The following is a 26,461-nucleotide window of genomic DNA, read 5'->3' on the forward strand; positions in this document are numbered from 1 at the left end:
GTAATCACCTCTTCAAATAAGAATAAATAAAGCCACCACATAAAGAAATAAGAATTAACCATGAAATCGGGAAGTTAAAATAACTAACTAAAATGAGTGCGCTTATAAAAATGAGAATTAGATACTTTTCTTTTTGTTTAACAAGATCTTTGATCATGGTATAAACAACAGAAACAATTACCGCTGCTACTCCCGCTTGCATTCCTTCTAACATCCAAGCCACCCATTGATTTTCAATAAAGACCTGATAAAAATGTGCAATGATAGAGATAATTGCAAAAGGAGGAAGGATAGTGGCAAAAACAGTGGTGAGAACACCGAGCCATCCTGCTAATTGATAACCTACAATCACCGCGGCATTAATAGCGATTGCCCCTGGAGAAGATTGAGCGATTGCGATTAAATCGAGCATTTGATTTTCTTCAAACCAATGATAGTCATCAACAAATTGCTTTTTCATAAGACTTACAATTACATAACCTCCACCAAAGGTAAAAGCACTTAATAGAAAAGTCACTCTAAACAATTTGATATAAAATTTCAAATTTTTTTGCAAAAAATCACTCCTACAAGGAACTTGTAAAATCAGACAATTTAAATTATAGAAAGAAAAGTAAAAATTGTAAACTAGAGCTTAGGTATGACAAGAACATTTATAAGACCTATAATAGAATAGAAGATTATTGAGAGGAGAGAATTAATGAAAAAATTAGGAATTGTAGTAAATCCCATTGCTGGTATGGGAGGACGAGTTGGTTTAAAAGGTACCGATGGTAAAGATGTATTAACTGAGGCGATTAAGAGAGGAGCTAATCCTGAGGCCCCTTTAAAAGCCTTGAAAGCGCTCAAAGAATTAGCTCCTCTTAAAGAAGAATTAATTGTATATGTTGCTTCTGGTAAAATGGGAGAAGATTTAGTAAAAGAAACCGAATTGAATTATGAAGTGATTCATCAAATCGATGGTGACAGTATGGCGAAGGATACCATTCATTTAGTTGAAAAATTTCAAGAGAGAGAGGTGGATTTAATACTTTTTGCAGGAGGCGACGGAACGGCACGTGATATTGCTTCAGTTACTCAACTTGCTATTCCAACGATTGGGATACCAGCGGGTGTTAAGATTCATTCTCCTGTTTATGCAGTGACACCGGAACATGCCGGTAAGTTAGCTTTGAGGTATTTGAAAGACAAGGAATTGTCTCTAAAAGATGAGGAAGTTATTGATATTGAAGAAGATGCATTCCGTAGGGATGAAATAATTACTAAAGTCTATGGATACCTAAGTGTTCCTTATGATGAAAGTCATTTACAAAATTTGAAATCACCTACTCCTCAATCGGATGAGGCAGCAAGAGTTTCTATAGCGCTTGATATTATAGATAGAATGGAAGAAGATGTCTTCTACATTATTGGCTCTGGTTCAACAGTTGCTCCGGTAATGTTAGAGTTAGGTCTGGAACCAACATTATTAGGTGTTGATATCATTCGAAATAAAAAAGTTGTAAAAAAAGATGTCTATGAACAAGAGATTTTGGATATCATTGGGGACAAGCCAGCTAAATTGATTGTTACACCGATGGGTGGTCAAGGATATCTCTTTGGCCGAGGCAATCATCAATTATCTGACAAGGTTCTTGCCAAGCTAGATAAAGAGGATATTATAATCGTTGCAACACCAGGAAAATTAAACACCTTAAAAGGTCAACCGCTTTTAGTTTATACAGGTAATCGTGAAATTGATGAAAAATTAGCTGGTTATCATAAAATTTTACTAGGATACCATAACTCCAGAATGTATAAGGTAAGTGCAATTTAAGAAATAACGAAAATTTTGTGAAAAAAGATTAAGTTGACCAAGTGGTTATCACTATATTAATAACAACTTTCATCTATTAAATAGCGGTTGTGAAAAGCACAACTAACTTTCTTTATTGATAATATAAACAAATTTAGTACTTGCTTACATAAAAATGTTTGTGAAAAAACCGAATTGCAAGCTAAAAATGCAATTTTTTAAAAACTGTCTGCAAAATGTAAGAGTTTCCTAACGTTTTATGGTATGATGAAAGATGCATAGAGATACTATGTGATTTATCTAAAGGGGGAAAAGATTTTAATGAAGACAGATATTCAAATCGCACAGGAAGCTAAATTGCAACCAATTGAAGATGTGGCTGCAAAGTTAGGTATTTCTAATGATGTATTAGAGCCTTACGGTAAAACAAAAGCTAAAATCGATTTTACTAAATTAGATATGGATAACAAGGACTTAGGAAAATTAATTCTTGTTACAGCGATTACTCCAACTCCTGCTGGTGAAGGTAAAACAACTACTTCAATCGGCTTGGCAGACGGAATGTCTAAAATTGGTAAGAAAACAGCAGTTGCTTTACGTGAGCCTTCATTAGGACCAGTATTTGGTATTAAAGGTGGAGCAGCTGGTGGTGGATACGCACAAGTTGTTCCAATGGAAGATATTAACTTACACTTTACTGGAGACTTCCACGCGATTGGAGCAGCAACTAACTTAATCGCTGCCTTATTAGATAACCACATCCACCATGGTAACGCATTAGATATTGATACAAACCGAATTGTATGGCGTCGTGTTGTCGATATGAACGACCGTCAATTACGTAATATTGTAAATGGATTAGGCCGTCGTGTTGATGGAGTAACACGTGAAGATGGTTACGACATCGTTGTAGCTTCTGAAGTAATGGCAGCATTCTGTCTATCTAATAATTTACAAGAATTAAAAGAAAAATTAGGTAATATGATCGTTGCTTACACTCGTAAAGATAATAAGCCAGTTACTGTTAAAGATATTAATGGTGCTGGAGCTGCAACTGCATTACTTAAAGATGCAATCAAGCCAAATATTGTACAAACTTTAGAAGGGACACCAGCTTTTGTGCACGGTGGACCATTCGCAAACATTGCTCACGGATGCAACTCAATTATTGCAACGAAACTAGCAATGAATTATGCAGATTACACAATTACTGAAGCTGGTTTCGGTGCAGACTTAGGTGCTGAGAAATTCTTAGACATCAAATGTCGTCAAGCAGGGATAGCTCCTTCAGCAGTTGTAATCGTTGCAACAATCCGTGCATTGAAGATGCATGGTGGAGTTGATAAAAAAGAATTAGGACCTGAAAATGTAGAAGCTTTACGTAAAGGTATGCCTAACTTAATGCGTCACATTAACAATATTAAGAATGTGTTCGGATTAAACCCAGTAGTAGCTATCAATGCGTTCCCAACTGATACAGATGCCGAAATTGAAGCATTACGTGAAGAATGTGAAAAAGAAGGCGTTAAAGTTGTTCTTTCAACTCACTTCTCTGATGGAGGTGAAGGTGCAACTGAACTAGCTAAGGCTGTAGTTGAAGCATCTGAAAAAGAAAGCAACTTTAAGTTTGCTTATGATGTAGAAGCTTCTATCGAAGAAAAACTTGAAACATTAGTAACTAGAATCTACGGTGGTGCAAAAGTTGAGTTTACTTCAGTAGCTAAGAAGAAAATTAAGCAATTCACCGAGCAAGGACATGGTAAATTACCAATTTGTATGGCTAAAACGCAATATTCATTCTCCGATGATCCTAAATTATTAGGAGCTCCAGAAGGATTTACTGTTACTATCCGTGACTTAACCGTTTCTGCTGGTGCAGGCTTCCTAGTTGCTATGACAGGTGACATTATGAAGATGCCTGGCTTACCAAAAGAACCAGCTGCTAACCGTATTGATGTTGATGAAAAAGGTAACATTGAAGGATTGTTCTAAAAAGAATTGATTCTAAGATAAAATTAATAGTCGAGCGAGTAAATTTTTGCTCGTTCGACTTTTACAGTGTATTGAATAGAAAAGGGAGGATCTTATGGGTAAGATTTTAGATGGTAAAGAAGTTGGGAAAGCAATTCGCGAGCGTACTCGTCAAGAAGCAGAAGCTTTAAGAGAAAAAGGGATTGTTCCTAAATTAGTAGTGTTACGTGTCGATGAAAACCCTTCTTCCATGGCTTATGAAAAAAATGCTATGAAAGTAATGGAAAAATGTGGAATCGAAGCAGAAGCTCGTACTGAATTGGATGCTAAGACCACCGAAGATGTCTTAAAAATTATCGATGAATTAAATGCAGATAAATCTGTGTCAGGCGTTATCATTATGCAACCATTCCCAGAAGGAATTGAGCGAGCAGAAATTGCTGAGCGCTTAAATCCATATAAAGACGTAGATGCCTTGAACCCAGTTAACTTAGGTAAGCTAATTAACAATGATCCAACTGCAATGGCTCCTTCTACAGCACAAGCTTGTATCGAAATTCTTGATTACTATGACTATGAATTAGAGGGTGCTGAAGTTTGTGTTATTGGTTCATCACCAGTTGTTGGTAAGCCATTAGCAGTTATGTTATCAAACCGTAATGCAACTGTTTCAAATACACATGTCTATACTAAAGACAACACTATCCACACTACTTTAGCTGACATTGTGGTCTCAGCTACCGGAGCTTTAGGACTTGTTGGCCCTGACTACATTAAAGAAGGTGCAACAGTAATTGATGTTGGCTTTGGTTACAAAGATGGTAAGGCAACTGGAGATGTTCGCTTTGATGAAGTTGAACCTAAAGCAAGTGCTATCACTCCTGTCCCAGGTGGTGTTGGTTCTGTAACAACAGGTGTTCTGGCTTCACAAGTTGTTAAAGGTGCTAAGCTTCTAAATGGCTTAGAATAGGAGCGCGTAATGAAAGAATTAAAAGTCACAGAATTTATTGACAAGTTAGCTTCTAATGATCCAACTCCTGGTGGAGGGGCTGCAGCGGGCGTTACAGCTGGATTGGGTATTGGTGCTATTTTGATGGCTATGATTTTCTCGCAAAGTGATAAATTGTCTAAAGAGGATCAAACTTTTCTTGCTAAAAAAATTGAAGAGTTTGAAAAAAGTAAAGAGATTTTTGTGAACATTATCGACCGCGATGCAACTGAGTTTGAACCACTTTCTAAAGCGTATGGTATGCCGAGAGCAACAGACGTAGAAAAACAAGTGCGTAATGAAGCAATTCAAAGTGGGTTAGTAATTGCATCTCAACCTCCAGTTGACTTGATTTCAGAAGTCAGCCAAATTGTGGAGGGCTTTGACAAGGTTATTCCTTTAATTAAAAAAATCATCGTTTCCGATGTTGGTGTAGGTCTTCAAATGTTACGTTCGGCTGTTCAGGCTTCTTCATTAAACTTATATATTAATGGAGGACAGCTTAAGGATAAGGAAAAGCAAGAAGAGTATTATGAGCTTGCTAACAACAAGGTCGCTGAATTGTCCTCTCAATTAGATGAATACTACGCACAAGTCAAAGATATTTTAATCAAGTAAGGCGAAGGAGATAGTATAATGACAAACGTTCAATTAGATGAAAATGGATTGAAAAAAACACCTATGTATGACTATTACATCGAAAAAGGATGCAAGATTACAGATTTTGGTGGATGGGGATTACCAATTCAAATCACCAAAATTGCTGAGGAGCACGAGGCAGTTCGTAATGCAGTAGGTTTATTTGACGCTTCACATATGGGAGAGGTTCGTGTTAAATCGGCTAAGATGAATGCTTATGACTGGTGGAACGGATTAATCACTAATGATGTGCATAAAGCTACTTTCAACGGAAAAGCTCAATATACCGCTGTATGTAAAGAAGATGGCGGCATCTTAGATGATTTGATTTATTACCGCCGCAATGATGACGAGTTTGTTGCAACTCCAAACGGCTCTAACCGTGAAAAGATTGTTCAATGGATGCATGATCATAATCAAGAGGGTCAAGTTGAGATCACAGATGAAACTTATGACTGGGGATTAATCGCTGTTCAAGGACCAAATGCTGAAGAATTATTGGCTCGCATTACAGATACTAACTTGAAAGAGATTGAATATTATTCTTATAAGCAAGATCAAGTAGTAGCTGGTTTTGATCGTGTTCAAATCTCACGTACTGGTTATACCGGTGAAGAAGGTTTCGAACTATATATTCCAGCTGAACATATGCTTGAGATTTGGAAGAAATTAGTTGAAGAAGGTCAAGATTTAGGTGTTAAAGAATGTGCGCTAGGAGCACGTGATACTTTACGCCTTGAAGCTGGTTTACCACTGTATGGCAATGACTTCGATGAGAGCGTCAACCCAATCGCAGGTGGTATTGCATTTGCAGCACCAAAAGCTAAAGAAGCAGATTACATCGGAAAAGAAGCAATTGCTGCTTATCGCGCCGGCGATAAGAAAGAAGCGTCTCGAGGATTTAAGATTGACGGCAAACAAATCGCTCGTCATGGTATGGAAGTTAAAAATCAAGAGGGTGAAGTGATTGGGGTAGTAACATCAGGAACGAAATCACCTACATTAGGATACCCTCTAGGTTTCATGCGTGTTGCCACTGATTATAAAGTTGGTGATAAAGTAATTATCGATATCCGCGGTAAAGAAATTGAAGCAGAATTAACTAAGAAAGACTGGTTAGCTGCTAGTAAGTAAATTTAAACTAAAGTGGTTTCATTTTTGTTAAATGTTTGATAAAATGAGCACATAAACAATTTTAAGAAAAGGGGTCATTTATAATGTCACAAGTATTTTTTACAGAAGAACACGAATTTATTGAAATTTTAGCACCTAACAAAGCACGTGTAGGTATCACTGCTTTTGCTGCAGAGCAATTAGGAGATATCGTTCACGTTGAATTACCAGAAGTCGACGATGAATTTGATGCTGAAGAAGAAATCGCAACAGTAGAATCTGTTAAATCTGTATCTGAAGTATACGCACCTTTTGCAGGTAAAGTAGTTGCGGTGAACGAAGAGTTAGAAGATGCACCAGAATCAGTTAACGAAGATGCTCAAGGTAAAGGATGGTTCTTCGAAATTGAAACTGAAGAAGACATCGATACATCAGAATTCTTAACTGAAGAGCCAGCTGAATAATCATAAATTTTAAAGGTTTGTTTATTAGAGTGACTCTATGTCACTCTAATATTTAAGTCAAAATTGCTATTAATTTAAAAAGTACGAATTAAAGAAAAAAATAGACTAAGGAGCAGATCATGGCAAAATTTAGATATTTACCTAACACAGACCAAGACCGCCAAGCAATGCTAGAAACAATTGGCGTTAAAGATATTATGGATATCTTCTCTGACTTGCCAGAAAATGTACGCCGTACAGGCAAAATGAACTTACCTGAACCACTTTCTGAATTGGAAATTGTTAAAGAACTGACTAGAATGTCGGCTCTAAACACTTCGTCCAGTCAAATGCCTTTTTTCTTAGGTGCTGGAACGTATGACCACCATGTACCTTCGATTGTTAATCATATTATTATGCGTCAAGAGTTCTTAACTGCTTATGTTCCCTACCAACCAGAAGTATCTCAAGGAGAATTGCAAGCATTATTTGAATGGCAAACAATGATTGCTGAACTGACAGGTATGGATTTGGCAAACTGTGGTATGTATGATGGATATAACGCAGTTTCCGAAGCAGCAAACCTTGCGTTTAACCATGTTAAGAAGTCTAAAAAAGTATTAGTTTCTAAAGGGTTAAACCCACAAGCAATTGAAACTGTAAAAACTTACGGTTTCGGTAAAGATTACGCTGTTGAAGAAATAGCACTTGAAAATGAAGTCACAAGTCTTGAAGATTTAAAAGCTAAATTAGATGCTGAAGTAGCGGCAGTTATTGTTCAATATCCAAACTTCTTTGGATCGGTTGAGGATTTAAAAGCAATTAAGTCAGCTTTAGAAGGAACAAAAACATTGTTAATTGTTTCTGCTAATCCATTAGCTCTTGGAAAACTAGAAAAACCAGGTGCTTTTGGAGCAGATATTACTGTTGGAGATGTTCAGCCTTTCGGTATACCAATGTCTTTAGGTGGCCCTCACTGTGGTTACTTTGCCGTTAATGACAAGTTAATGCGTAAGATTCCTTCGCGTATTGTCGGGGAAACAGTAGATGAAGAAGGTAGACGTGGATTCGTTATGACCCTTTCTACACGCGAGCAACATATCCGTCGTGAAAAGGCAACCTCTAACTACTCTTCAAACCAAGCTTTATTCGCTTTAGCATCATCTATTGCTATGTCAGCATACGGTAAGGTTGGTATTCAAGAATTAGCACAGGCTAATATCAATAATACACATTATCTTGCGAAAGAACTAAAAGCAGCAGGTTTTGAAGTTCTTAACACTAGACCGTTTTTCAACGAGTTTGTTATCAAACTAAATAAAGATGTACGTCAAGTCAATAAAGAATTATTTGAAAAAGGATTTGTTGGTGGCTTTGATGCTTCAAAAGCAATTGGTGTTGATAATGCCTATCTACTTTGTGTAACTGAAAAGCGTACCAAAGAAGAAATGGATAAATTTGTAACTGCTTTAGTGGAGGTGGCAAAATAATGATCTTACAAGATTATGATAAATTGATTTTTGAAATTTCGCAAGAAGGGCACACAGCTTATGATTTGCCAGTTTCTGAAGTAGAAGAGTATGACTTATTATCAGAATTAGGAGAATATGCACGTCAAGAACCTGCGCGTTTGCCAGAAGCTTCTGAACTACAAATTGTACGTCACTATACAGCACTTTCAAACCGTAACTTTGGTGTTGAATCAGGTCCTTATCCATTAGGATCATGTACAATGAAGTATAATCCAAAGATTAACGAAGATGTAGCTGCTATGGATGGCTTTGCGAATATTCATCCTTTACAAGATCCAGACACTATTCAAGGTGCACTACAATTAATGTATGAATTACAAGAATATTTGAAGGAAATCACTCAATTTCCAGCATTAACTTTACAACCAGCTGCAGGTGCTCAAGGTGAGTTAGCAGCAATATTAGCTTTTAAAGCTTATTTTGAATCCATTGGAGAATTGGAGCAACGTCGAGTAATACTAATTCCTGACTCTGCTCACGGAACAAATCCAGCCACAGCTATGGTAGCTGGTTTCGAAACGGTTGAGCTTCCTTCCACTCCAGAAGGGATTATTGATGTCGAGGCAGTGCGTGCTGCTGTAGGGCCAAATATTGCCGGTATTATGATTACAAACCCATCAACAGCTGGTTTGTTTGAAAAAGATGCTAAGGAAATTGTAGATATTGTTCACGAAGCGGGTGGACTTGCTTATTATGATGGTGCAAACTTAAATGCTATTATGGGATTAACTTCTCCAGGTGCAATGGGCTTTGACGCTTGTCACTTGAACTTACATAAGACCTTTACTGGACCTCATGGTGGTGGAGGACCAGGATCAGGACCAATTGGCGTTGTGGATAAATTAGCACCATTTATTCCTGGACCCAATGTGGTAAAAAATGGCGACAAATATGAGCTTGAAACACCTGAGAAATCTTATGGTCGTATCAAAGGAAACTTTGGAAACTTTGGTGTAAACGTTCGTGCTTATACATACATTCGCTCAATGGGAGCTGAAGGATTACGTCGTGCTTCTGAAGATGCTGTTCTTAATGCTAACTATTTACGAGTACGTGTTAATGAATACTTTGATGCACCATTCCCTAACTTCAACAAAAACGACTTTGTATTGGACTTAAGTCGTCACAAGAAAGATTATGGAGTAACAGCTAAAGATGTTGGTAAGCGACTTTTAGACTTTGGTATTCATGCTCCAACAACTTACTTCCCATTGCATGTTAATGAATGTTTAATGGTTGAGCCGACTGAAACAGAATCTAAGCAAGACTTAGATTATGTAGCAGATATCTTAATTAAGATTAATCAAGAGGCTATTAATAATCCTGAAATTGTTCAAACAGCTCCACATAATACACCTGTAAGACGTTTGGATGAAGCAGGAGCTTCTCGTAAGCCAGTTCTAAAATATACTTTTGAGAAACATGAATCAGAATCTGCTGAAGTAGAATAAAAAAATCAAAATCAACTGATCTCGGTCAGTTGATTTTTTGATGGATATAATTTAAAATGTTAAATTGTAACAGCTTCAATTTATTATCATTCATTTCTATATAAACATATTAGAAGGTGGTTTGTCCATGCAAACAGAAAAGGCTATTGAATCCGATATTAATCAACTTTTAGAAAAAATGAAGAAGGGTAAAGTTCGTATAACTCCTCAAAGACGAGCCATCTTAAAAACAATCTTGACAAAAGTCAAGCATCCAAGTGTTGAAGAGATTTACCAGCAAGTTCAACAAGACTATCCACAAATGAGTTTAGCAACAGTTTATAATAATGTTCGTGCTTTTGTGAATGCAGGCATTTTACAAGAGTTGAACATTGATGAAAAAACAAAACACTATGACATTAATGTGCACCCCCACGGACATACAATTTGCGAAGCTTGTGGAAAAATTGAAGATGTTTTTTTAAATCAATTTAATGATATATACACCGAAATAAAAGAGTTAGATAAATTTAAGGTAAGAGCGATGGAAGTATCCTTTTATGGGTTTTGTCAAGAGTGTTATGAGAAAGAAGCACAAAACAATTAAAGAAAACTGCCAACTTGTTGAATAAGTTGGCAGTTTTTTTGCTATGTACTATCTATATCGTATACCCATTACTTTCTCCATACGAGCCAATGTCTGAGAAGCTGTTTCATTAGCTTTAGTTGCACCTATAGAAAGAATATCATAAAGTTCATCGCCTGCGATTAGCTGATTATAACGCTTTTGAATAGGCTCTAAGACAGATACGACTAAATCAGCTAAGTCTGATTTAAAGCGACCATAACCTAAGTCATGATATTGATTAACGATCTTTTTAATTGGCTGTTCACTTAAGCTTGCGTAAATTTCAATTAAGTTGGATAAACCAGCTTGGTTAGCCGTGTCATAATTAACGACTCCAATTGAATCAGTAACAGCTGATTTAATTTTCTTAATGATTTGACGCGGTTCATCCAACATTGAGATTTTACTTTTTTCATTTTCATCTGATTTGGACATTTTTCGACTTGGGTCTTGCAGACTCATAACTCGCTTACCAGCATTTGGATAAATAGGTTCTGGTTTAACTAATATGTCTTCTCCGTAGCGGTTGTTAAAACGGTCTACAAAATTTCTTGTTAATTCAATATGCTGACGCTGGTCATCACCTACTGGAACATATTTAGCATCATAAAGAACTATATCACCAACCATTAATGCCGGGTAACAAAGTAAGCCAGCACCAACTGATTCTTGTTTAGCAGACTTGTCTTTATATTGTGTCATTCGTTCTAGCTCACCTACGCCAATCTGACAGGTAATGAGCCAAGCAATTTGAGAGTGAGCAGGTACTTCTGATTGTACGAATACTGTGGATTTGTTCGGATCGATACCAATCGCTAAATAAAGGGCAGCTAGTTGCTTAGTTTGTCTTACCAATATTTCAGGGTCCTGTGGGACTGTGATGGCATGTTGATTCACAATACAATAGGTTGCTTGATATTTATCTTGTAAATCAACAAATGATTTCATGGCTCCAATATAGTTTCCAAGAGTAGGTATGGAGGATGGTTGTACACCGGAAAAAATGGTCTCTTTCATGATCTTCCTCTTTCTAATGGCTTATATTTACATTAATAATTATAACCTATCTAAAATTAAATGCTAGCTTTTATGAAAAAAGATTGAGTGTTTTCACAAACTGGCAGTTTTTCATCAGTAATTCTAATAAATGTCACACACTAATCATTGATTATAGTTTGCTTTAAAGCATTTTTGTTGCTATAATTCTATATGTAGTACTAAATACTTTGTGAAACTCACTTATTGTATCGAATAGATTTGATTGTTAAATGATAAAATCTTAAGTTCAATAATTGAATATGTACGTGTCTTTAAGAGAGAAGAATGTTCACAAGAGAGGATGATCTTTTAATGGTAACATTATATGTAACTCCAAGTTGCACGTCATGTAGAAAAGCCCGTTCATGGCTAGAAGAAAATAATATTGCATTCGAAGAGCGCAATATTTTCACTGAACCTTTAACGATAAACGAAATAAAAGGTATTTTGCGTATGACAGAGGAAGGGACAGAGGATATCGTTTCAACTCGGTCAAAAGCCTATTCAGAATTAGATGTAGAAATCAGCGAATTACCTTTAAATGATTTTTTTGAGTTAGTTCAAAATCAACCAGGTTTGTTGCGTCGACCAATTATTTTAGATGATAAACGCATTCAGATTGGTTACAACGAGGATGAAATCAGACGTTTCTTGCCTCGAGAAGTAAGAGCTCGCGCATTGCGTCACGCTCGTGCTTTGGTAAATGAATAAACAAAAATTTGAGCCTTCGGGCTCTTTTTTTGAATAAATAGAATTGCATTGGATAAGCTTGCATAGACAATGTATTTTTGCTAAAATTACGGAACATGACATAATGCTTGGTATGTCTGTTTGTAAGTAGTATAATGGATAAGAAGGTGGAGGTGAATTGCTATGGAAATGGAGCATATAAATGATAACCTAATTAAAGTTCTAATTGGATCTGAGGATCTAGAAGAACGGGGTATCGACTTTTTAGACCTAATAGGGGACCAATCACGGATTGAAAAATTCTTTTACTCAATTTTAGAAGAAGTGGATATTGACCATCATTTTCACGATTCAGAAGCTGTGACATTCCAAGTGATTCCTAACAGCGAAGGCTTAGAATTGTATATTAGCCGTGCCAATGTTGAGGAACTTGATGAGGTTTGGGAAGATGAACTAACGAAGCGTCTTAAAGAACGCAAAGAAATGTCCCTGAAGGAATCCTCTAGTGAAAATATGACCGATTCAACTGCTGAATCGAATCAACAAGTAAGCTCCTCTACTAATAAGAAAACTAAGAAGACGGCGATTGAGTCGATGATGAATTTATTTAATCCTAAGTCTGAGTCAAAAGATGAAGACTTATCACAAGAGCAACCTATTGAAGGAGTCATTCGTTTTAGTTCATTGGATAATTTTTTAAGACTAGCTCGTGAAATACCAAGCGAATTGCTAGTTTCAGATCTATATTATATGAATTCGCATTATTTCTTGATTCTCTATGATTTAGAACGAACAGTAAGTAAAGATAAACTTGCAACTAAGTTATTGACTCTCTTCGAGTTTGGAGAAATATCAATGGTCACTGCATCTGTTTTAGCAGAACATGGTGAGTTATTAAGAAAAGAAGATGCACTCTTCTTCTTTGGAAACCAATTTTAAATCAATTAAACACCTAACCCCCTTTAGATCTGTATTTCAGATTAAAGGGGGGTTATTAATGTACGCGGCAATAAATCAATTTGGTGAGTTAATCTATGCAAAAGAAGCAAAAAAGGATCAGATTTATGTTTGTCCGTACTGCTTAACTAAAGTAGTTTTAATTAATAAAGAAAAAGGGCGTTCTTACTTCCGACATTTAAAAGCTTGTTCATTAGATAGTAAAAATGAGGGTACTTATTTAAAATTTGGTTTAAAAGAGACTCACAGAGGAGAAAGTAAAGAACATAAGCAGGCCAAAAATTTATTACGAGATAATTTTCGAAACTTTGGCTATGAATGTGCGCAAGAGGTTATTTTTGAAAAAATAAATCAGATTGCTGATCTTATGGTCGAAGATAGCTCCTGCGCTTGGATAGTTGAGTATCAAAAATCAGTCATTTCATCAATTGATATGGATAAAAGACAAAAAAATTATCAAGCACTCGGTTTTCAAGTTCAATGGTTAATTGATGATTATTATTTTAAACAACGGGGCTTAAGTACATGGGTTCGACGTTGTATCGCATATTCAAAGAAACTTGGTTATCACGTTTGGACTTTAGATTTAAATCAGTACGAATTAAAATGTTATCACCATATACCTTTAGTTTATAGTTTAAATAATTTAGATATTAAGCTTACAAGCTATTCTTATAAAGAAAATTGGCTATTGGCACTTAATGGAAGCTTAAAAGCAAAGAGCGATGTGAAAAATATTTATTTGAAAAGAAGCGAGTCTAGGAGTATTTCTCTAATTGACTATTCTTTTATTATTCAATCAATAAAATCCAATCTTTCTTATCGTGTTTTCTTAAACCAGCTCTACAACTATCAAATTAACTTGGAAGAAATACCCAGATGGGTTTTTAATAATTGGCAGGTGCAAGCGATGAAAGAGCCTGGCTGGCTGATTTGGATTTGGGCCTTTGAATCAATGTTATGGCTGAATAGAAATTTGAAAATCAACCCTGAAGGAGAGGGGTTAAACTTTTCTTCCTTTTCCTCGAGGATGAATGAACATTTAGATAACAACCACTTTAGTATGTTTCACTTTCCTTTAATGGGCCAATCTAAAACTATATTAGAAGAAACTTTATATATTCTTTATTATGTTCTAAAAAGATTAATGGAGTAAAAACGATTTGTTAGAGAGTCAGAAAAAATTTTTTTAAATCATCTAATTAATTAATGATACCGTTCCCATTTAGGATCTAATTATGATAAACTAAGATTATCATAAGAAAAGGGAGTAATGTTATGTCTACACATAAAGCACGTAAGCGTTCTGAGATAGAAGAAAAATATACCTGGGATTTGTCATCCATGTATAAAGACCAAGAAGCTTTTGAATCGGATTTTACAAAGGCTCAACAAATGATTGGTGATTTGAAGGACTTAGAGGGCACGCTAGGTCGAAGTGCAGATCAGCTTGTTAAAGCGATTGAAACGATGAAAGAAACTGAGAGAATCGTTGAAAACTTATATGTTTATAGTCACTTAATCAGTGATCAAGATCAAACCGTTTCTGCTTCACAAAGCTTACAAGCGCGTACATTGCAATTAATTACTGAATTTGATGGAGCTACAGCTTTCTTTGATCCTGAGCTTTTAGCGATTGATGAGGAGAAACTACAGGAATTTATTAAGACCAATGAGTCATTAAAAAAATACCGTCAGTTTCTAGATAATGCAGTACGTTTTCGCCCACACACTTTAAGCCATGCAGAAGAGCTTTTGTTGGCTAAAGCGGGTGAAATTTTTGCCACACCAAGCAAAACATTTGGCTTATTGACTGATGCCGATTTGAGGTTTCCTACTATCAAGGATGAAGAAGGCCATGAAGTAGAGTTAACGCACTCGGTTTATGGAAAGATGCTTGAATCTTCTGACCGTCGCGTTAGAAAAGAAACTTTCCAAAAATATTATAGTATTTTCGACCAATTTAAAAATACATATGCTAGCTTAATTTCTAGTCAAATGAAAGCTCATAATTATCAAGCAAAAGTACGTCACTTTGACTCTGCTCGACAAGCTGCTCTTTTCCAAAACAATGTGCCAGAGTCAGTGTATGATACATTGTTAGAGGCTGTTCATTCACGTTTAAATCTTTTACATCGTTATGTAGCACTTCGTAAAGACTTACTAGGTGTTGAAGATTTAGAAATGTACGATATGTATACACCTTTATTAGGTGAAGCTCCAATTAAAGTGACTTATGAAGAGGCGCAGTCGATTATTTTGGAAGCTGTAAAACCAATGGGTGAAGACTATGTGGCAATAATGAAGGAAGCTTTTGCTGACCGTTGGATTGACCTTTATGAAAATATCGGTAAACGATCAGGAGCTTATTCTTCAGGAACCTATGATTCTAAGCCATATATTTTAATGAACTGGCAAGACTCAATTAATCACCTTTATACCTTAATTCATGAGCTAGGGCATTCTGCACACTCATACTTAAGTCGCAATAACCAAGAGCATATCTATTCTGGTTATTCTATTTTCTTAGCAGAAATTGCGTCGACTACTAATGAAAACTTATTAACTTATTACTTATTAGACAAATATAAAGATCCCGAAATTCGTCTATTCATCTTAAATCATTTCTTAGACGGAGCTAAAGGTACCGTCTTCCGACAAACACAGTTTGCTGAATTTGAACACTTTATGCATACTGCAGATGCTGAAGGCACACCTTTAACACAGGAGTTTCTTTCAGAAAATTATCGTGAGTTAAATGCTAAATACTACGGGGAGGCAGTTAATTCAGATTCTGAGATTGTGCTAGAGTGGTCACGTATTCCTCACTTCTACTATAATTATTATGTTTTTCAATATGCCACAGGATTCTCGGCAGCAACTTACTTTGCAGCTAAAATCTATCAAGGAGATAAAGAAGCTTTAGAGAATTACAAAGGTTTCTTAAAGTCAGGGTCTTCTAAATATGCTGTAGATACTATGAAAGACGCTGGCTTAGATATGACTCAAGCAAATTATATTTTAGCGACGCTTGATGTTTTTGAAGAAAGGCTCGATGAGTTTGAGTCAATCTTGAAAGAACACCGTTCATAATCAGAAAAGTTTTAAATAAATACCCCCCTCAATAGACGAATACCTATTGAGGGGGTTGTGTGTTTAGCAAGCTATTATTTTTTTGTGGGAAATAGGCCTCTAAGCGATAGATTGGGTGACCTTTGGCTGAGAATTTTTCCTCGTATTCAGTTTGTATGTTTCCTTGAAAATCGCTATGATGAAGATCTAACCATACTTGACGAAAAACGAAACCATATTGACTCATAGAAGCTAAAGAATACTGAAAGAGACTCATATTATCTGTCTTGAAATGAATATCCCCATCAAGTTTTAAAATTGTTTGGTATTGGCTTAAAAATTTAGGGGAAGTTAAACGTCGTTTAGTATGACGAGCCTTGGGCCAAGGATCAGAAAAGTTAAGATATACACGGTTGACTTCTCCATCACTAAAGAAATGGTTCAAATCGCCACCGTGGGCATTAATAATTTGTAAATTTTCTAGTTGGGTATTTAGTTGTAAATCCAGAATAGAAACAGCTACTGAAGTTTGTAATTCGATGGCAATATAGTTGATGTTAGGATGGGCTTTAGCCATTTCAACTATAAATTGTCCTTTACCTGATCCAACTTCAATATGAATGGGTTGATTTTTAGCAAAACGCTTTTGCCATTCCCCCTTAAAGTCTTGGGGATTTTGAGTAACATATTTTGGATAGGCCTTTAATTTATCAGCGGCCCATGGTTTATGACGTAATCTCATAGTCTCTCCTTTTTAATTTTCATAGATGTTTTTTAGCAAAACAACAGTTTCATTGACTTGATAATGACGATCTTCTGCATAATATTCTTTAATCAGATTAAGGCAAGCTAGGAGACTGTACCATTTTACCCGTTTTTGAAAGGAGTCAGTAATAGGAAATTCATAGAGATTAAACCATTGCATCCATTCTGTAGGTGAAAAATAATGACAAAGTAGATAGCAGATATCAAATAGTGGATCAGCAATTTTAACATTATCCCAATCGACTAAGTATAAATGTTGGTCATTTGTTAACAAAAAGTTATTATGATTAAGATCTCCGTGACAGATGCAGTAGTCTATCTCTAAAAAATCTCGATCAATCATGTGCTCCATCTGCTGGATAATATGATTAAAATAGCTGTGAAACTTTAATGAATGGGGTAGACCTTGATAATAATCCTTTATTAAATCTAGAGGAGACGACTCCTGAGCTTTTGCGCGTTTGAGTAGATTCAAAAGAGAATCGTTTTGGTGGATAGAGCGGATCAAATCAATGACTTCTTGGTTAGCCATATCCTGTTTATTTAATAATTGACCCTCCTCCCATTCTTGAGCAGTTAATATGTCTCCCGTATAAGTTCTTTGAGTCCATTTTAGTTTAGGGGTAATACCTTCAGCAGCTAAAGCAGCGATAAAGGGCGAGGTGTTACGTTTAAAAAAGACTTTTTCGTCTTTACTGACGCCCATATAAGCTTGACCAGTGTTTCCGCTCAATGGGGTTATTTGCCATTCTTCACTATCATGGTACATAACCTCGCTCCTTTCATTAAAGTGATACTCTTTATTCTAACATGCTAATCTTTTAGGTCAACAGCTTTTATTTTTGATTATAAATAATAATATATAGATTATTTTAAAAGTATAAATGGATTAGTAAAATTTGAACATAAGAAAAAGCACCTTAAAGTGCTTAGAAAATGTATGTAAGTTAAGCTTCGAAGGTATTTAAAATTTCTCCAGTATAGATATCTGCAACAAAGTGGTAGTGAACGATCTGGTCATTTTCCTTACGTGAGATGCCTCCTGTGTATACCAATGGACGGGAATTGTAGGTAGTATATTCAATAGGGTCATAATCGATCCAAGAACCTGTGATTTCTCCTTCAAGCGCGAAGGCTTCACGAATACTTTCTAATACCTTACCAGCGTTTAAGGGGCGATTTTCCTTATATAATAGCGTACCTGCAGCACCAATAACAATTCCAGATATCAACACAATTGTTCCTAGTAAGCTGTAATTTTTGTTTTGAGACATATCTTTCCTCCTATTTGTGATAAGTAATCTAACTTCTTATCGCTTTTGAAACTTATCTTGATCATACCATAAATTTTATTTAAAGAATACTTTTCAAACTTGTACGCCAATTGCTTTTAAAGTATTTTTGTGACAGAATAAAAGGAGAATAATAAGTCAAATAAAGATGAGGAGGGTGTGGCTTAGCCACAAATTTTATGAACGATCAAACTTTTGCCTTAATAAAAAAGTTAACTGAATTACAAGGAATCTCAGGTCACGAAAAACGTGTTAGAGACTTCATGCATCAAGAAATGTCTCCGCTTGTTGATGAAATACATCAGTCTAGTTTAGGAAATATCTTTGGTATCAAACATAGTAAGAAAGAGGGAGCACCTCGTTTAATGGTGGCAGCGCATATGGATGAAGTGGGCTTTATGGTTCGTGAAATTACCGATCGAGGCCTTTTCAGAGTAGTCCCAATTGGTGGATGGAACCCTTATGTGATTTCAGCCCAACGCTTTACGTTGCAAACTAAAAAAGGCGATTATCCGATTGTATCTGGAGCAGTTCCTCCTCATCTCTTAAGAGAAAAAGGCGCTAAATCACAGCTTAAGGCTGATTCTATTCTTTTTGATGCAGGATTTACTTCTAAGGAAGAAGCAGAAGAATTTGGAGTGAGATTAGGCGATCCAATTGTACCCCAAGTGGAAACTATTAAGACAGCAAACGGTAAATCAATTCTGTCTAAAGCATGGGATAACCGTTATGGATGTACAGTTGTATTAGAAACGCTTCGTGAAATTCAAAATGAAGAACTCAATAATGAATTAATTATTGGAGCAAGTGTTCAAGAAGAAGTTGGTTTAAGAGGTATTAGAGGGGGCGTTCATGAATTCCAACCGGATCTTTTTGTAGCGGTGGACTGTTCACCAGCAAATGATATTGAAAAAGCGACTCAAAGTGAAGGGCAATTAGGTGGAGGGTTCTTACTGAGAATCCAAGATCCTGGTATGATTACTCACAAAGGCTTGCGCGAGTATATTGAAGATACTGCAAACACCCATAATATTCCCTACCAATGTTTCTTCTCTAAAGGTGGTACTGATGCTGGAGCTGCTCATACTATGAATAAGGGTGTTCCTAGTGCAGTGATTGGAGTTCCAGCACGTTATATTCACGGCCATCAAACTTTATTTACTATCTCAGATTATGAAGCAGCCAAAGAAATGCTCTTGCATTTAGTACGTAATTTTGATCGCACGACTTATGAAACGATTATTAAATCATAAAAGGAGCAATTAAATGAAAAGTTTAGCATTTTATAATAAAGAAGGAATTGGCGATGTACTTCTTTTAACTAATGGAATAACGGATGAAGATCATCTCAGCTACGAACGCAAAGGGGATGTTACCATAATTAGAGATCAGACAAATGATCAAGTGATGGGTATTAATATTCATCGTTTATCTAAGCATTTTAAAGTGGAGGGTCAAGGTCTTGTTAAATTAAATAAAGAACAAGAAATGCTGGTTAAAAACCTCATTAAAGAGGCAGGCTTTGATTTAGAGGTCGAAATCGATCGAGAAGAAAAATTTGTGGTTGGATTCGTTGAAGAATGTCAAGCTCACGAAGATTCTGACCATTTAAATATTACTCAAACACGAGTGAGCGAAGATGAAGTCTTACAAATTGTTTGTGGAGCAGCTAATATTGCGCAGGGTCAAAAAGTTTTAGTGGCCAAATCAGGTGCAGTGATGCCTTCGGGCGCAATTATATGGCCTGGTGAATTACGAGGCGTTCCTTCTAGAGGTATGATTTGTTCTACCCGAGAGCTTGGTTTAGAAGATATTCAAAATGATCCAGGCATCTGGGTATTGCCGAATCATTTTGAAGTAGGAACAAGTTTAGCAGAAGTAATTCAAAGCTATTAATTTAGAGAAAAATCACAAAGGAGATCGCTATGACTTCTGAATATAAAGGTCCAGCTTTCAAAAAAGGTCATCACTTAGCTGGAAACAAGAAAAGAAAATTTCATCTTGGTATGGGGAGTCATCGTAGTTCTGAACACGCTTTAGAAGAGCCCGCTTTTAAAAAGGTTCAAAAGAAGATAGAATCTAATAGAATGTCAGATAGACCTTCTGATCGGTGGTTTGAATCCGGTTCAGGAATATTAGAAAGCTTTTCAGACAAACCACTATCATCCTCTTATCAAACAGCTTATGGACGGGAAGCAAAGCATTACCGACTTGAAAAAGCTAGTCAAGCCATGCAAAGCAAGAAAACTTTAGATGAACAGTTTGAAAATGAGCCAAATGAGACAAAGTTTTCTTATGCTTATGATATTCCTTTCTTGCATAATAAAGATTATCGTAGGAATAATATGGAAAACAAATTGCAAAAGGATTATAATAACTCATTGTCTACAAGCGAAAGAGAAAAAACTAAACAAGGCAATCAAGTAATAGAAGAACGTTTAGCCAATATTGATCATTCCTTGAAAGCAGTTCAACGGATGCAAGAAGGGCATCAAGAGTGTTGGACTATGAAAAAAGTTGACCGTCAGATACTCAAACGTTTAGTGAAAGACAAGCAATCCTTTCTCTTGTTTACTAAGGAGGATAATGAATAATGTTAGATAAAAATACTGTTTATCACTTTGTGGGAATAAAAGGCTCTGGTATGTCTGCCCTTGCTTTGGTTTTACATGGTGAAGGATACCATGTACAAGGTAGTGATGTAGCTACTTATTTCTTTACACAACAAGAATTAGAAAATCAATCCATCAAAATTCTAGAATTTTCAGCCGATAATATCCAAGCGAGGCAAACGATTATAGCAGGCAATGCATTTAATGATGAACACCCTGAGTTAGTGAAAGCGAGAGAATTAGGTCTACCTATTTATCGCTACCATACCTTTATTGGTGACTTATTAAAACAATACACTTCAATTGCTGTCACAGGTTCACACGGTAAGACTTCTACGACTGGTTTGCTGGCCCATACTTTAAAAAAACTAGCTCCTCTTTCTTATCTCATTGGTGATGGTACGGGTTTTGGCGATGAAGAATCTACCTACTTTGCCTTAGAGGCTTGTGAATATCGCCGTCATTTCATGGCCTATCAACCTGATTATGCGATTATCACCAATATTGATTTCGACCATCCAGACTATTATCAATCCATTGAAGATGTCTTTTCAGCCTTTAATGACTTTAGCCACCAAGCAAAAAAAGGAATTATCGCTTGGGGGGATGACCCATTTTTATCTAAATTGCAATCAAATGTTCCTGTCTATCGCTATGGCCTCAATGATAACCAAGAGTTTTATACTGATAATATTCAACGTACGCCAAAAGGCTCTGATTTTGACGTATATATTAAAGGAGAAAAATTTGGACACTTTCACCTTCCTGCTTATGGCGAGCATAATATTTTAAATGCCTTAGCGGTTATTACCTTACTCTATTTAGAAGGATTTAAGGCTAAAGACATTGCTGAACAAATGGCAAGCTTTCAGGGGGTAAAGCGTCGTTTTTCAGTAAGACAAGTTGAAGATTTAATTATTATTGATGACTATGCCCACCATCCAAGTGAGATAAAAGCAACAATTGATGCGGCTCAACAAAAATATCCTAATCGACGGGTAGTAGCAATCTTTCAACCCCATACTTTCAGTCGTACCGTAGCTTTGCTTAATGAATTTGCTGAAGCTTTATCAATTGCAGATCATGTTCATTTAGTTGATATTTTTACTTCAGCTAGAGAACAATCAGGTGATGTCAAAATTGAAGATTTAGCTAGAATGATTAATGAAAAAGTTGAAATTATTTCGAAAGATCATCTTTCACCGCTTATGGATTACAAAGATGAAGTCCTTTTATTCATGGGAGCGGGAGATATCGACCATTTAGCTCGTCAATTTGAAACAGCCTATGCGAGTCTTCATGTAAAAAATTTATAATGTAATTTGATTCTTAAAGCCAGCGAATTCGTTGGCTTTTTGCATAAATAAAGGAGTGACATAATGTCAAAACGTACCATACTTTTAATTGATGGATCGAGTTTAGCCTTTCGTTCTTTCTTTTCAATCCTTGATATTGAACGTTTTAAAAATCGATCAGGTCTTCATACTAATGCTCTTTTCACTTTTAAGAGAATGTTAGATAATGTCTTGAGTCAATTTAAGCCAACCCATGTTTTAGTGGCATTTGATAAGAGTGGTGGCACTTTTCGGACAGAAAAATATCAAGACTATAAAAGTGGACGCCAAAAGACACCTACTGAATTCAAAGAGCAGATGCCATATTTTCGTGTGCTGTTAGAAGCCTATGGGATTAAACATTATTCTTTAAGTAATTATGAAGCGGATGATATTATAGGAACTCTTGCTTATCAAGCAAACCAAGCAGATCAAGTTATTGTCCTATCTGGAGATAAAGATTTAACTCAATTAGCCAGTGATAAAACAACTGTGTATATTACGCGTAAAGGTGTTTCTGACCTAGAAGCATACACCCCTCAATCAATCCAAGAAAAATGGGGGATTGAGCCTTTACAAATTATTGACATGAAAGGTCTTATGGGGGATTCGTCTGATAATTACCCAGGTATTACTAGAGTGGGTGAGAAGACAGCACTTAAATTACTTCATCAGTTTGGTTCAGTAGAAGCCATGTATGATCGCTTAGATGAGTTAAAAGCTTCTAAAATGAAAGAAAACATTATTAATGATGAAGCTAATGCAAGGATGAGTAAAGATTTAGCTCGTATTCTTCATGATGCACCGATAGAATTGACAATTGAGGAGACTCTTTTGCACCAACCAGATTATCAAGCTTTAGCTGAGTTCTATCGTCAAATGGACTTTCAATCCTTCTTGAAAGACTTGCAAGTTGAGCAAGGGGAGTCGAGTACGATTAATCAAGCAGCAGAAGATTTACCTGAAATTTCCATCCAAGTAATCGATTCAGCAGACCGGATTGAACCCACTATCTTACCTGATCAAGCAGTGTATTACAGTGAAATCTTACAGGACAATTATCACTTTGCCCCTATTAAAGCGGTCGCTTGGTTAGACTTTAAACAGAATCAATTGTACATCCTTCCTGAAGACTTAGCTTTTAGCAGTCAAGTTTTTAAAGAGTGGTTAACTAACGAAGACAAGCAAAAAATCTTTTTTGATTATAAACGTGAAGCGGTCATAGCTTCCCGTTACGATACACAAATTAATGGCATAATGATGGATGTTTTGATTGCCACTTATTTAATTGATACAAAAAACAACCAAGAACTTGCGGATGTGGCTAATCTTTTAAATCTGCCAGTGACAGTGCAATACGATGAAACGATCTATGGTAAGGGAGCAAAAAGAGCTTTACCTGAAAATAAGGATCAGTTTTACCAACATTTAGCCAATAAATTACAAACTCTAAAAGCAGTTCAACAACCATTAGAAAATCGTTTAGAAGAACTAGAGATGACAGACCTCTATCATGAAATAGAGTTACCTTTGGCTCAAACCTTAGCCAAGATTGAAATCGGTGGCATAAAGGTTGATCGTTCAACTTTAGATGAAAAAAATGAGCAAGTTCTAATTCGTATGCAAAAAATGGAAGAAGAAATTCATAACATGGCTGGCTCAACTTTCAATGTGAATTCTCCTAAACAATTGGGTATTGTTCTTTTTGAAGATTTAGGCTTGCCTATTATCAAGAAAACAAAAACCGGGTATTCTACAGCAGCTGATGTTTTGGAAAAGTTGAAAGACAAGCATCCCATTGTCCCAGCTATTTTAGCCTATCGACAGATTGCAAAATTACAGTCGACCTATTTAGCAGGGCTTCCACCCTATATTAAAGAAGATGGTAAGATTCACACACGCTTTGTCCAAACTTTAACTCAAACAGGACGTCTTTCATCCACTGATCCTAACTTACAAAACATACCAATCCGAATCGAAGAAGGACGGCTAGTGCGTCAAGCTTTTGTACCAAGCAAGAAGGGCTGGAAGTTATTTGGGGCGGATTATTCACAAATTGAATTACGCGTTTTAGCTCATATTTCGCAAGATCAACACATGCAAGAAGCGTTTAGAAATAATGAAGATATCCACTCTGCTACGGCTAGAAGAGTCTTTAACCTAGAAGATGATCAGGCAGTAGATGCAGACCACCGTCGCCAAGCCAAGGCAGTTAACTTTGGAATAGTATATGGAATTTCTGATTATGGTTTATCACAAAATTTAAACATTACCCGTAAAAAAGCCAAGGCTTTTATTGATCGTTACTTTGAAATGTTTCCGGGCATCAAAACATTTATGGAAACGATTGTGGAAGAAGCTAAAGAAAGAGGCTATGTAAAAACACTCTTCAATCGCCGGCGTTATTTACCGGATATTCACGCTACCAATTTTAATGTTCGTTCCTTTGCAGAACGAACTGCTATGAACTCGCCAATTCAAGGAAGTGCGGCTGATATTATTAAAGTTGCCATGGTTAATTTAGATCAGCGCTTGAAAGAGGAAGACCTTCAATCACGCATGATTTTACAGATACATGACGAATTGATCCTTGAAGGACCAGAAGAAGAAATGTCGATCTTAGAAAAAATAGTTCCACAAGTGATGGAGGAGGCTGCTGATTTGAGTGTTCCACTAAAAGTAGACTATCATTATGGAGATTCTTGGTTAGAGCTTAAATAAATAGAAATAAACTCACAACAAAATGTCTTAGAACTTGAAAATTCTTAAGAATTTAACTTGTGAGTTTTTGATTTATCATATGTAAAAGTTTACTAATTTTTTTTATATTGAGAAACTTAAATTTTTCATTGACGCACTTTTAAAATTAATATAAAATAAAACTAGCCACTTTGAAAGCGTTATCAAACAGTGGTAAAATAAAAGGAGGTTTTTTATGATTACGAATGGATTTCACTTTATCGCCTTCATGTTACTTTTCATAGGTGTAATGGTTTGGCTTGAAAGCAAGTATAAGGATTCGAAGTTCTTTACTTATGTACCAGCACTGATAATAGTTTATTTTGGAACGATGTTATTTTCAACCTTTGGTTTTTGGCAAGGGGAGGAAGTCTTGGGTGCAAGGGGAGCGATTAAGGATGCTATTCTTCCAGCTATGATCTTTCTAATGCTTCTAAGAGCTGATTTAAGAGATATTGCCAAGTTAGGCTGGAAAATGATCCTATCATTTTTCTCAGCAACAATCACGATTACAATAGGTTTTGTAATCGCTTTCACCCTGTTCAAAGGCATCCTATCGCCGGATGCTCCGCTCACGCTTGGTGCCTTAGCAGGTAGTTGGGTAGGTGGCGTCCAAAATATGTCTGCTGTTATGGAATCATTAAATCTTAATAGTGAAAGTATGGGATACACTCTTTTGATTGATTCGATTGATTATTCAATGTGGATAATGTTCTTGTTAGCTATGGTACCTTTTGCTAAAAAGTTTAATAAATGGACCAAGGCTGACACCTCTGTCATAGATAAAGTGAATGAAAATTTAACTATTAAATTTGATAAAATTAGTACAGCCATTGAGCATCATCATATTCTACTGTTATTAGGTTTAGCTTTTAGTTTTACTGCTCTAGCACAAACGATAGCTGGCTACTTACCTGGTAACTTTGAAACAGGCTGGACAATCATTATCGTTACTTTTATTGGTTTAGCGTGCGCTATGACACCTTTAGGTAAGATTCCGGGTGCCCCACAGCTATCTAATGTTTTGTTATATTTATTAATTGGTTTAATTGCAGCTACTTCAAATTTTGCCGAATTAACCCAAGCCCCAGCTTATATTTTAACTGGTTTTGTTATTTTGTTAGTTCACGGCATATTAATGTTAATTATAGCTAAGCTTTTTAAGTTGGATTTATTCACATGTGGGGTGGCTTCATTAGCTAATATAGGTGGAGTAGCATCTGCACCAGTTTTAGCAGCGGCTTATTCTCAATCTTTAGTGCCTATTGCTGTATTAATGGCCTTAATAGGTGTAAGTACGGGAACATTTATTGGAATACTAATTTCAAATCTTTTAGCATTTTTAGCTTAAAATCTTTAAAAACTGTATCTTTTAAGATGTGACAACAATAGACGATTGTTTGAATGATATTTTATCTGTCTA

Annotated in this window: 24 protein-coding genes; 19 read left to right on the forward strand and 5 right to left on the reverse strand. The window is 36.0% G+C overall.

Going from position 1 to position 26,461, the window contains the following annotated elements:
- Positions 1-4: 4 nt before the first annotated feature.
- Positions 5-556, reverse strand: coding sequence for a chromate transporter (locus tag ACQV2R_RS04235; protein ID WP_428873592.1), 552 nt, complete (start codon positions 554-556; stop codon positions 5-7).
- A gap of 144 nt (positions 557-700) precedes the next feature.
- Between ACQV2R_RS04235 and ACQV2R_RS04240 the strand changes: the two genes are divergently transcribed.
- The 9 genes from ACQV2R_RS04240 to ACQV2R_RS04280 all read left to right on the forward strand — a co-directional run bounded on the left by ACQV2R_RS04240 (position 701) and on the right by ACQV2R_RS04280 (position 10,518).
- The gene (locus ACQV2R_RS04240) at positions 701-1,816 is read left to right on the forward strand and encodes an ATP-NAD kinase family protein (RefSeq protein ID WP_428873593.1); all 1,116 of its coding nucleotides are present in this window, start codon (positions 701-703) and stop codon (positions 1,814-1,816) included.
- Between the two features lie 300 nt (positions 1,817-2,116).
- A complete protein-coding gene (locus ACQV2R_RS04245) occupies positions 2,117-3,787 on the forward strand; it encodes a formate--tetrahydrofolate ligase (protein ID WP_428873594.1) in 1,671 nt (556 codons plus the stop codon).
- Between the two features lie 94 nt (positions 3,788-3,881).
- Positions 3,882-4,736 (forward strand): bifunctional 5,10-methylenetetrahydrofolate dehydrogenase/5,10-methenyltetrahydrofolate cyclohydrolase, encoded by an 855-nt coding sequence (locus tag ACQV2R_RS04250; RefSeq protein ID WP_428873595.1) that lies wholly within the window; start codon positions 3,882-3,884, stop codon positions 4,734-4,736.
- A gap of 9 nt (positions 4,737-4,745) precedes the next feature.
- A complete protein-coding gene (locus ACQV2R_RS04255; protein WP_428873596.1) occupies positions 4,746-5,372 on the forward strand; it encodes a cyclodeaminase/cyclohydrolase family protein in 627 nt (208 codons plus the stop codon).
- A gap of 18 nt (positions 5,373-5,390) precedes the next feature.
- Positions 5,391-6,527: a glycine cleavage system aminomethyltransferase GcvT gene (gene gcvT / locus ACQV2R_RS04260; protein ID WP_428873597.1), complete on the forward strand. Its 1,137-nt coding sequence runs from the start codon at positions 5,391-5,393 to the stop codon at positions 6,525-6,527.
- Between the two features lie 83 nt (positions 6,528-6,610).
- Positions 6,611-6,970 carry a glycine cleavage system protein GcvH gene (gcvH, locus tag ACQV2R_RS04265; RefSeq protein WP_428873598.1) on the forward strand — a complete coding sequence of 120 codons (360 nt, stop codon included), beginning with the start codon at positions 6,611-6,613 and terminating at the stop codon, positions 6,968-6,970.
- Between the two features lie 119 nt (positions 6,971-7,089).
- The gene (gcvPA, locus tag ACQV2R_RS04270; RefSeq protein ID WP_428873599.1) at positions 7,090-8,439 is read left to right on the forward strand and encodes an aminomethyl-transferring glycine dehydrogenase subunit GcvPA; all 1,350 of its coding nucleotides are present in this window, start codon (positions 7,090-7,092) and stop codon (positions 8,437-8,439) included.
- Positions 8,439-9,932 carry an aminomethyl-transferring glycine dehydrogenase subunit GcvPB gene (gene gcvPB / locus ACQV2R_RS04275; RefSeq protein ID WP_428873600.1) on the forward strand — a complete coding sequence of 498 codons (1,494 nt, stop codon included), beginning with the start codon at positions 8,439-8,441 and terminating at the stop codon, positions 9,930-9,932. The genes gcvPA and gcvPB overlap by 1 nt, the downstream gene beginning before the upstream one ends.
- 127 nt (positions 9,933-10,059) lie before the next feature.
- Entirely contained in the window at positions 10,060-10,518 is a 459-nt protein-coding gene (locus ACQV2R_RS04280; RefSeq protein WP_428873601.1) for a Fur family transcriptional regulator, read from the forward strand.
- A gap of 48 nt (positions 10,519-10,566) precedes the next feature.
- Here ACQV2R_RS04280 and trpS read toward each other — a convergent pair whose 3' ends face one another.
- Positions 10,567-11,556 carry a tryptophan--tRNA ligase gene (gene trpS / locus ACQV2R_RS04285; protein ID WP_428876291.1) on the reverse strand — a complete coding sequence of 330 codons (990 nt, stop codon included), beginning with the start codon at positions 11,554-11,556 and terminating at the stop codon, positions 10,567-10,569.
- Positions 11,557-11,889: 333 nt separating this feature from the next.
- Here trpS and spxA point away from each other — a divergent pair, with 333 nt between their 5' ends.
- The 4 genes from spxA (at position 11,890) to pepF (ending at position 16,317) form a co-directional block, all read left to right on the forward strand.
- Complete coding sequence (gene spxA, locus ACQV2R_RS04290; protein ID WP_428873603.1) at positions 11,890-12,288, forward strand: transcriptional regulator SpxA; 399 nt, start codon at positions 11,890-11,892, stop codon at positions 12,286-12,288.
- A 162-nt stretch (positions 12,289-12,450) separates the two neighbouring features.
- Positions 12,451-13,206 (forward strand): adaptor protein MecA, encoded by a 756-nt coding sequence (locus ACQV2R_RS04295; RefSeq protein ID WP_428873604.1) that lies wholly within the window; start codon positions 12,451-12,453, stop codon positions 13,204-13,206.
- Between the two features lie 58 nt (positions 13,207-13,264).
- Positions 13,265-14,380, forward strand: a complete 1,116-nt coding sequence (locus tag ACQV2R_RS04300) for a competence protein CoiA (protein WP_428873605.1) — start codon at positions 13,265-13,267, stop codon at positions 14,378-14,380.
- A gap of 122 nt (positions 14,381-14,502) precedes the next feature.
- Positions 14,503-16,317, forward strand: a complete 1,815-nt coding sequence (gene pepF / locus ACQV2R_RS04305) for an oligoendopeptidase F (RefSeq protein WP_428874859.1) — start codon at positions 14,503-14,505, stop codon at positions 16,315-16,317.
- A 43-nt stretch (positions 16,318-16,360) separates the two neighbouring features.
- On the opposite strand, the gene trmB is transcribed toward pepF, so the two are convergent.
- From trmB to ACQV2R_RS04320, 3 genes are all read right to left on the reverse strand, one after another.
- Positions 16,361-17,038 carry a tRNA (guanosine(46)-N7)-methyltransferase TrmB gene (gene trmB, locus ACQV2R_RS04310; RefSeq protein WP_428874857.1) on the reverse strand — a complete coding sequence of 226 codons (678 nt, stop codon included), beginning with the start codon at positions 17,036-17,038 and terminating at the stop codon, positions 16,361-16,363.
- 12 nt (positions 17,039-17,050) lie between these two features.
- A complete protein-coding gene (locus ACQV2R_RS04315) occupies positions 17,051-17,830 on the reverse strand; it encodes a phosphotransferase family protein (protein ID WP_428873608.1) in 780 nt (259 codons plus the stop codon).
- A gap of 178 nt (positions 17,831-18,008) precedes the next feature.
- Positions 18,009-18,335, reverse strand: coding sequence for a hypothetical protein (locus ACQV2R_RS04320; protein ID WP_428873609.1), 327 nt, complete (start codon positions 18,333-18,335; stop codon positions 18,009-18,011).
- A 197-nt stretch (positions 18,336-18,532) separates the two neighbouring features.
- On the opposite strand from ACQV2R_RS04320, the gene pepA reads away from it, so the two are divergent.
- The 6 genes from pepA to ACQV2R_RS04350 all read left to right on the forward strand — a co-directional run bounded on the left by pepA (position 18,533) and on the right by ACQV2R_RS04350 (position 26,389).
- On the forward strand, positions 18,533-19,606 hold the full coding sequence (gene pepA / locus ACQV2R_RS04325) for a glutamyl aminopeptidase (RefSeq protein WP_428885022.1): 1,074 nt from the start codon (positions 18,533-18,535) through the stop codon (positions 19,604-19,606).
- Positions 19,607-19,619: 13 nt separating this feature from the next.
- Positions 19,620-20,249, forward strand: coding sequence for a YtpR family tRNA-binding protein (gene ytpR / locus ACQV2R_RS04330; protein WP_428873611.1), 630 nt, complete (start codon positions 19,620-19,622; stop codon positions 20,247-20,249).
- Between the two features lie 29 nt (positions 20,250-20,278).
- The gene (locus ACQV2R_RS04335) at positions 20,279-20,947 is read left to right on the forward strand and encodes a hypothetical protein (RefSeq protein ID WP_428873612.1); all 669 of its coding nucleotides are present in this window, start codon (positions 20,279-20,281) and stop codon (positions 20,945-20,947) included.
- Positions 20,947-22,281, forward strand: a complete 1,335-nt coding sequence (gene murC, locus ACQV2R_RS04340) for a UDP-N-acetylmuramate--L-alanine ligase (protein WP_428873613.1) — start codon at positions 20,947-20,949, stop codon at positions 22,279-22,281. Before ACQV2R_RS04335 ends, murC begins: the two co-directional genes overlap by 1 nt.
- A gap of 63 nt (positions 22,282-22,344) precedes the next feature.
- Complete coding sequence (gene polA / locus ACQV2R_RS04345) at positions 22,345-25,020, forward strand: DNA polymerase I (protein ID WP_428873614.1); 2,676 nt, start codon at positions 22,345-22,347, stop codon at positions 25,018-25,020.
- A 214-nt stretch (positions 25,021-25,234) separates the two neighbouring features.
- Positions 25,235-26,389 (forward strand): DUF819 domain-containing protein, encoded by a 1,155-nt coding sequence (locus ACQV2R_RS04350; protein WP_428874854.1) that lies wholly within the window; start codon positions 25,235-25,237, stop codon positions 26,387-26,389.
- The last annotated feature ends 72 nt before the right edge of the window (positions 26,390-26,461 follow it).

It is taken from the genome of Facklamia sp. P12937 (assembly GCF_050409505.1).
In the GTDB taxonomy this organism is placed as follows: domain Bacteria; phylum Bacillota; class Bacilli; order Lactobacillales; family Aerococcaceae; genus Facklamia.

What these genes read in the sequence shown, in the direction of transcription:
- ACQV2R_RS04240 (WP_428873593.1), top strand. Translation starts at nt 701, where the DNA reads ATGAAAAAATTAGGAATTGTAGTAAATCCCATTGCTGGTATGGGAGGA.
- ACQV2R_RS04245 (WP_428873594.1), top strand. Translation starts at nt 2,117, where the DNA reads ATGAAGACAGATATTCAAATCGCACAGGAAGCTAAATTGCAACCAATT.
- ACQV2R_RS04250 (WP_428873595.1), top strand. Translation starts at nt 3,882, where the DNA reads ATGGGTAAGATTTTAGATGGTAAAGAAGTTGGGAAAGCAATTCGCGAG.
- ACQV2R_RS04255 (WP_428873596.1), top strand. Translation starts at nt 4,746, where the DNA reads ATGAAAGAATTAAAAGTCACAGAATTTATTGACAAGTTAGCTTCTAAT.
- gcvT (WP_428873597.1), top strand. Translation starts at nt 5,391, where the DNA reads ATGACAAACGTTCAATTAGATGAAAATGGATTGAAAAAAACACCTATG.
- gcvH (WP_428873598.1), top strand. Translation starts at nt 6,611, where the DNA reads ATGTCACAAGTATTTTTTACAGAAGAACACGAATTTATTGAAATTTTA.
- gcvPA (WP_428873599.1), top strand. Translation starts at nt 7,090, where the DNA reads ATGGCAAAATTTAGATATTTACCTAACACAGACCAAGACCGCCAAGCA.
- gcvPB (WP_428873600.1), top strand. Translation starts at nt 8,439, where the DNA reads ATGATCTTACAAGATTATGATAAATTGATTTTTGAAATTTCGCAAGAA.
- ACQV2R_RS04280 (WP_428873601.1), top strand. Translation starts at nt 10,060, where the DNA reads ATGCAAACAGAAAAGGCTATTGAATCCGATATTAATCAACTTTTAGAA.
- trpS (WP_428876291.1), bottom strand. Translation starts at nt 11,556, where the DNA reads ATGAAAGAGACCATTTTTTCCGGTGTACAACCATCCTCCATACCTACT.
- spxA (WP_428873603.1), top strand. Translation starts at nt 11,890, where the DNA reads ATGGTAACATTATATGTAACTCCAAGTTGCACGTCATGTAGAAAAGCC.
- ACQV2R_RS04295 (WP_428873604.1), top strand. Translation starts at nt 12,451, where the DNA reads ATGGAAATGGAGCATATAAATGATAACCTAATTAAAGTTCTAATTGGA.
- ACQV2R_RS04300 (WP_428873605.1), top strand. Translation starts at nt 13,265, where the DNA reads ATGTACGCGGCAATAAATCAATTTGGTGAGTTAATCTATGCAAAAGAA.
- pepF (WP_428874859.1), top strand. Translation starts at nt 14,503, where the DNA reads ATGTCTACACATAAAGCACGTAAGCGTTCTGAGATAGAAGAAAAATAT.
- trmB (WP_428874857.1), bottom strand. Translation starts at nt 17,038, where the DNA reads ATGAGATTACGTCATAAACCATGGGCCGCTGATAAATTAAAGGCCTAT.
- ACQV2R_RS04315 (WP_428873608.1), bottom strand. Translation starts at nt 17,830, where the DNA reads ATGTACCATGATAGTGAAGAATGGCAAATAACCCCATTGAGCGGAAAC.
- ACQV2R_RS04320 (WP_428873609.1), bottom strand. Translation starts at nt 18,335, where the DNA reads ATGTCTCAAAACAAAAATTACAGCTTACTAGGAACAATTGTGTTGATA.
- pepA (WP_428885022.1), top strand. Translation starts at nt 18,533, where the DNA reads ATGAACGATCAAACTTTTGCCTTAATAAAAAAGTTAACTGAATTACAA.
- ytpR (WP_428873611.1), top strand. Translation starts at nt 19,620, where the DNA reads ATGAAAAGTTTAGCATTTTATAATAAAGAAGGAATTGGCGATGTACTT.
- ACQV2R_RS04335 (WP_428873612.1), top strand. Translation starts at nt 20,279, where the DNA reads ATGACTTCTGAATATAAAGGTCCAGCTTTCAAAAAAGGTCATCACTTA.
- murC (WP_428873613.1), top strand. Translation starts at nt 20,947, where the DNA reads ATGTTAGATAAAAATACTGTTTATCACTTTGTGGGAATAAAAGGCTCT.
- polA (WP_428873614.1), top strand. Translation starts at nt 22,345, where the DNA reads ATGTCAAAACGTACCATACTTTTAATTGATGGATCGAGTTTAGCCTTT.
- ACQV2R_RS04350 (WP_428874854.1), top strand. Translation starts at nt 25,235, where the DNA reads ATGATTACGAATGGATTTCACTTTATCGCCTTCATGTTACTTTTCATA.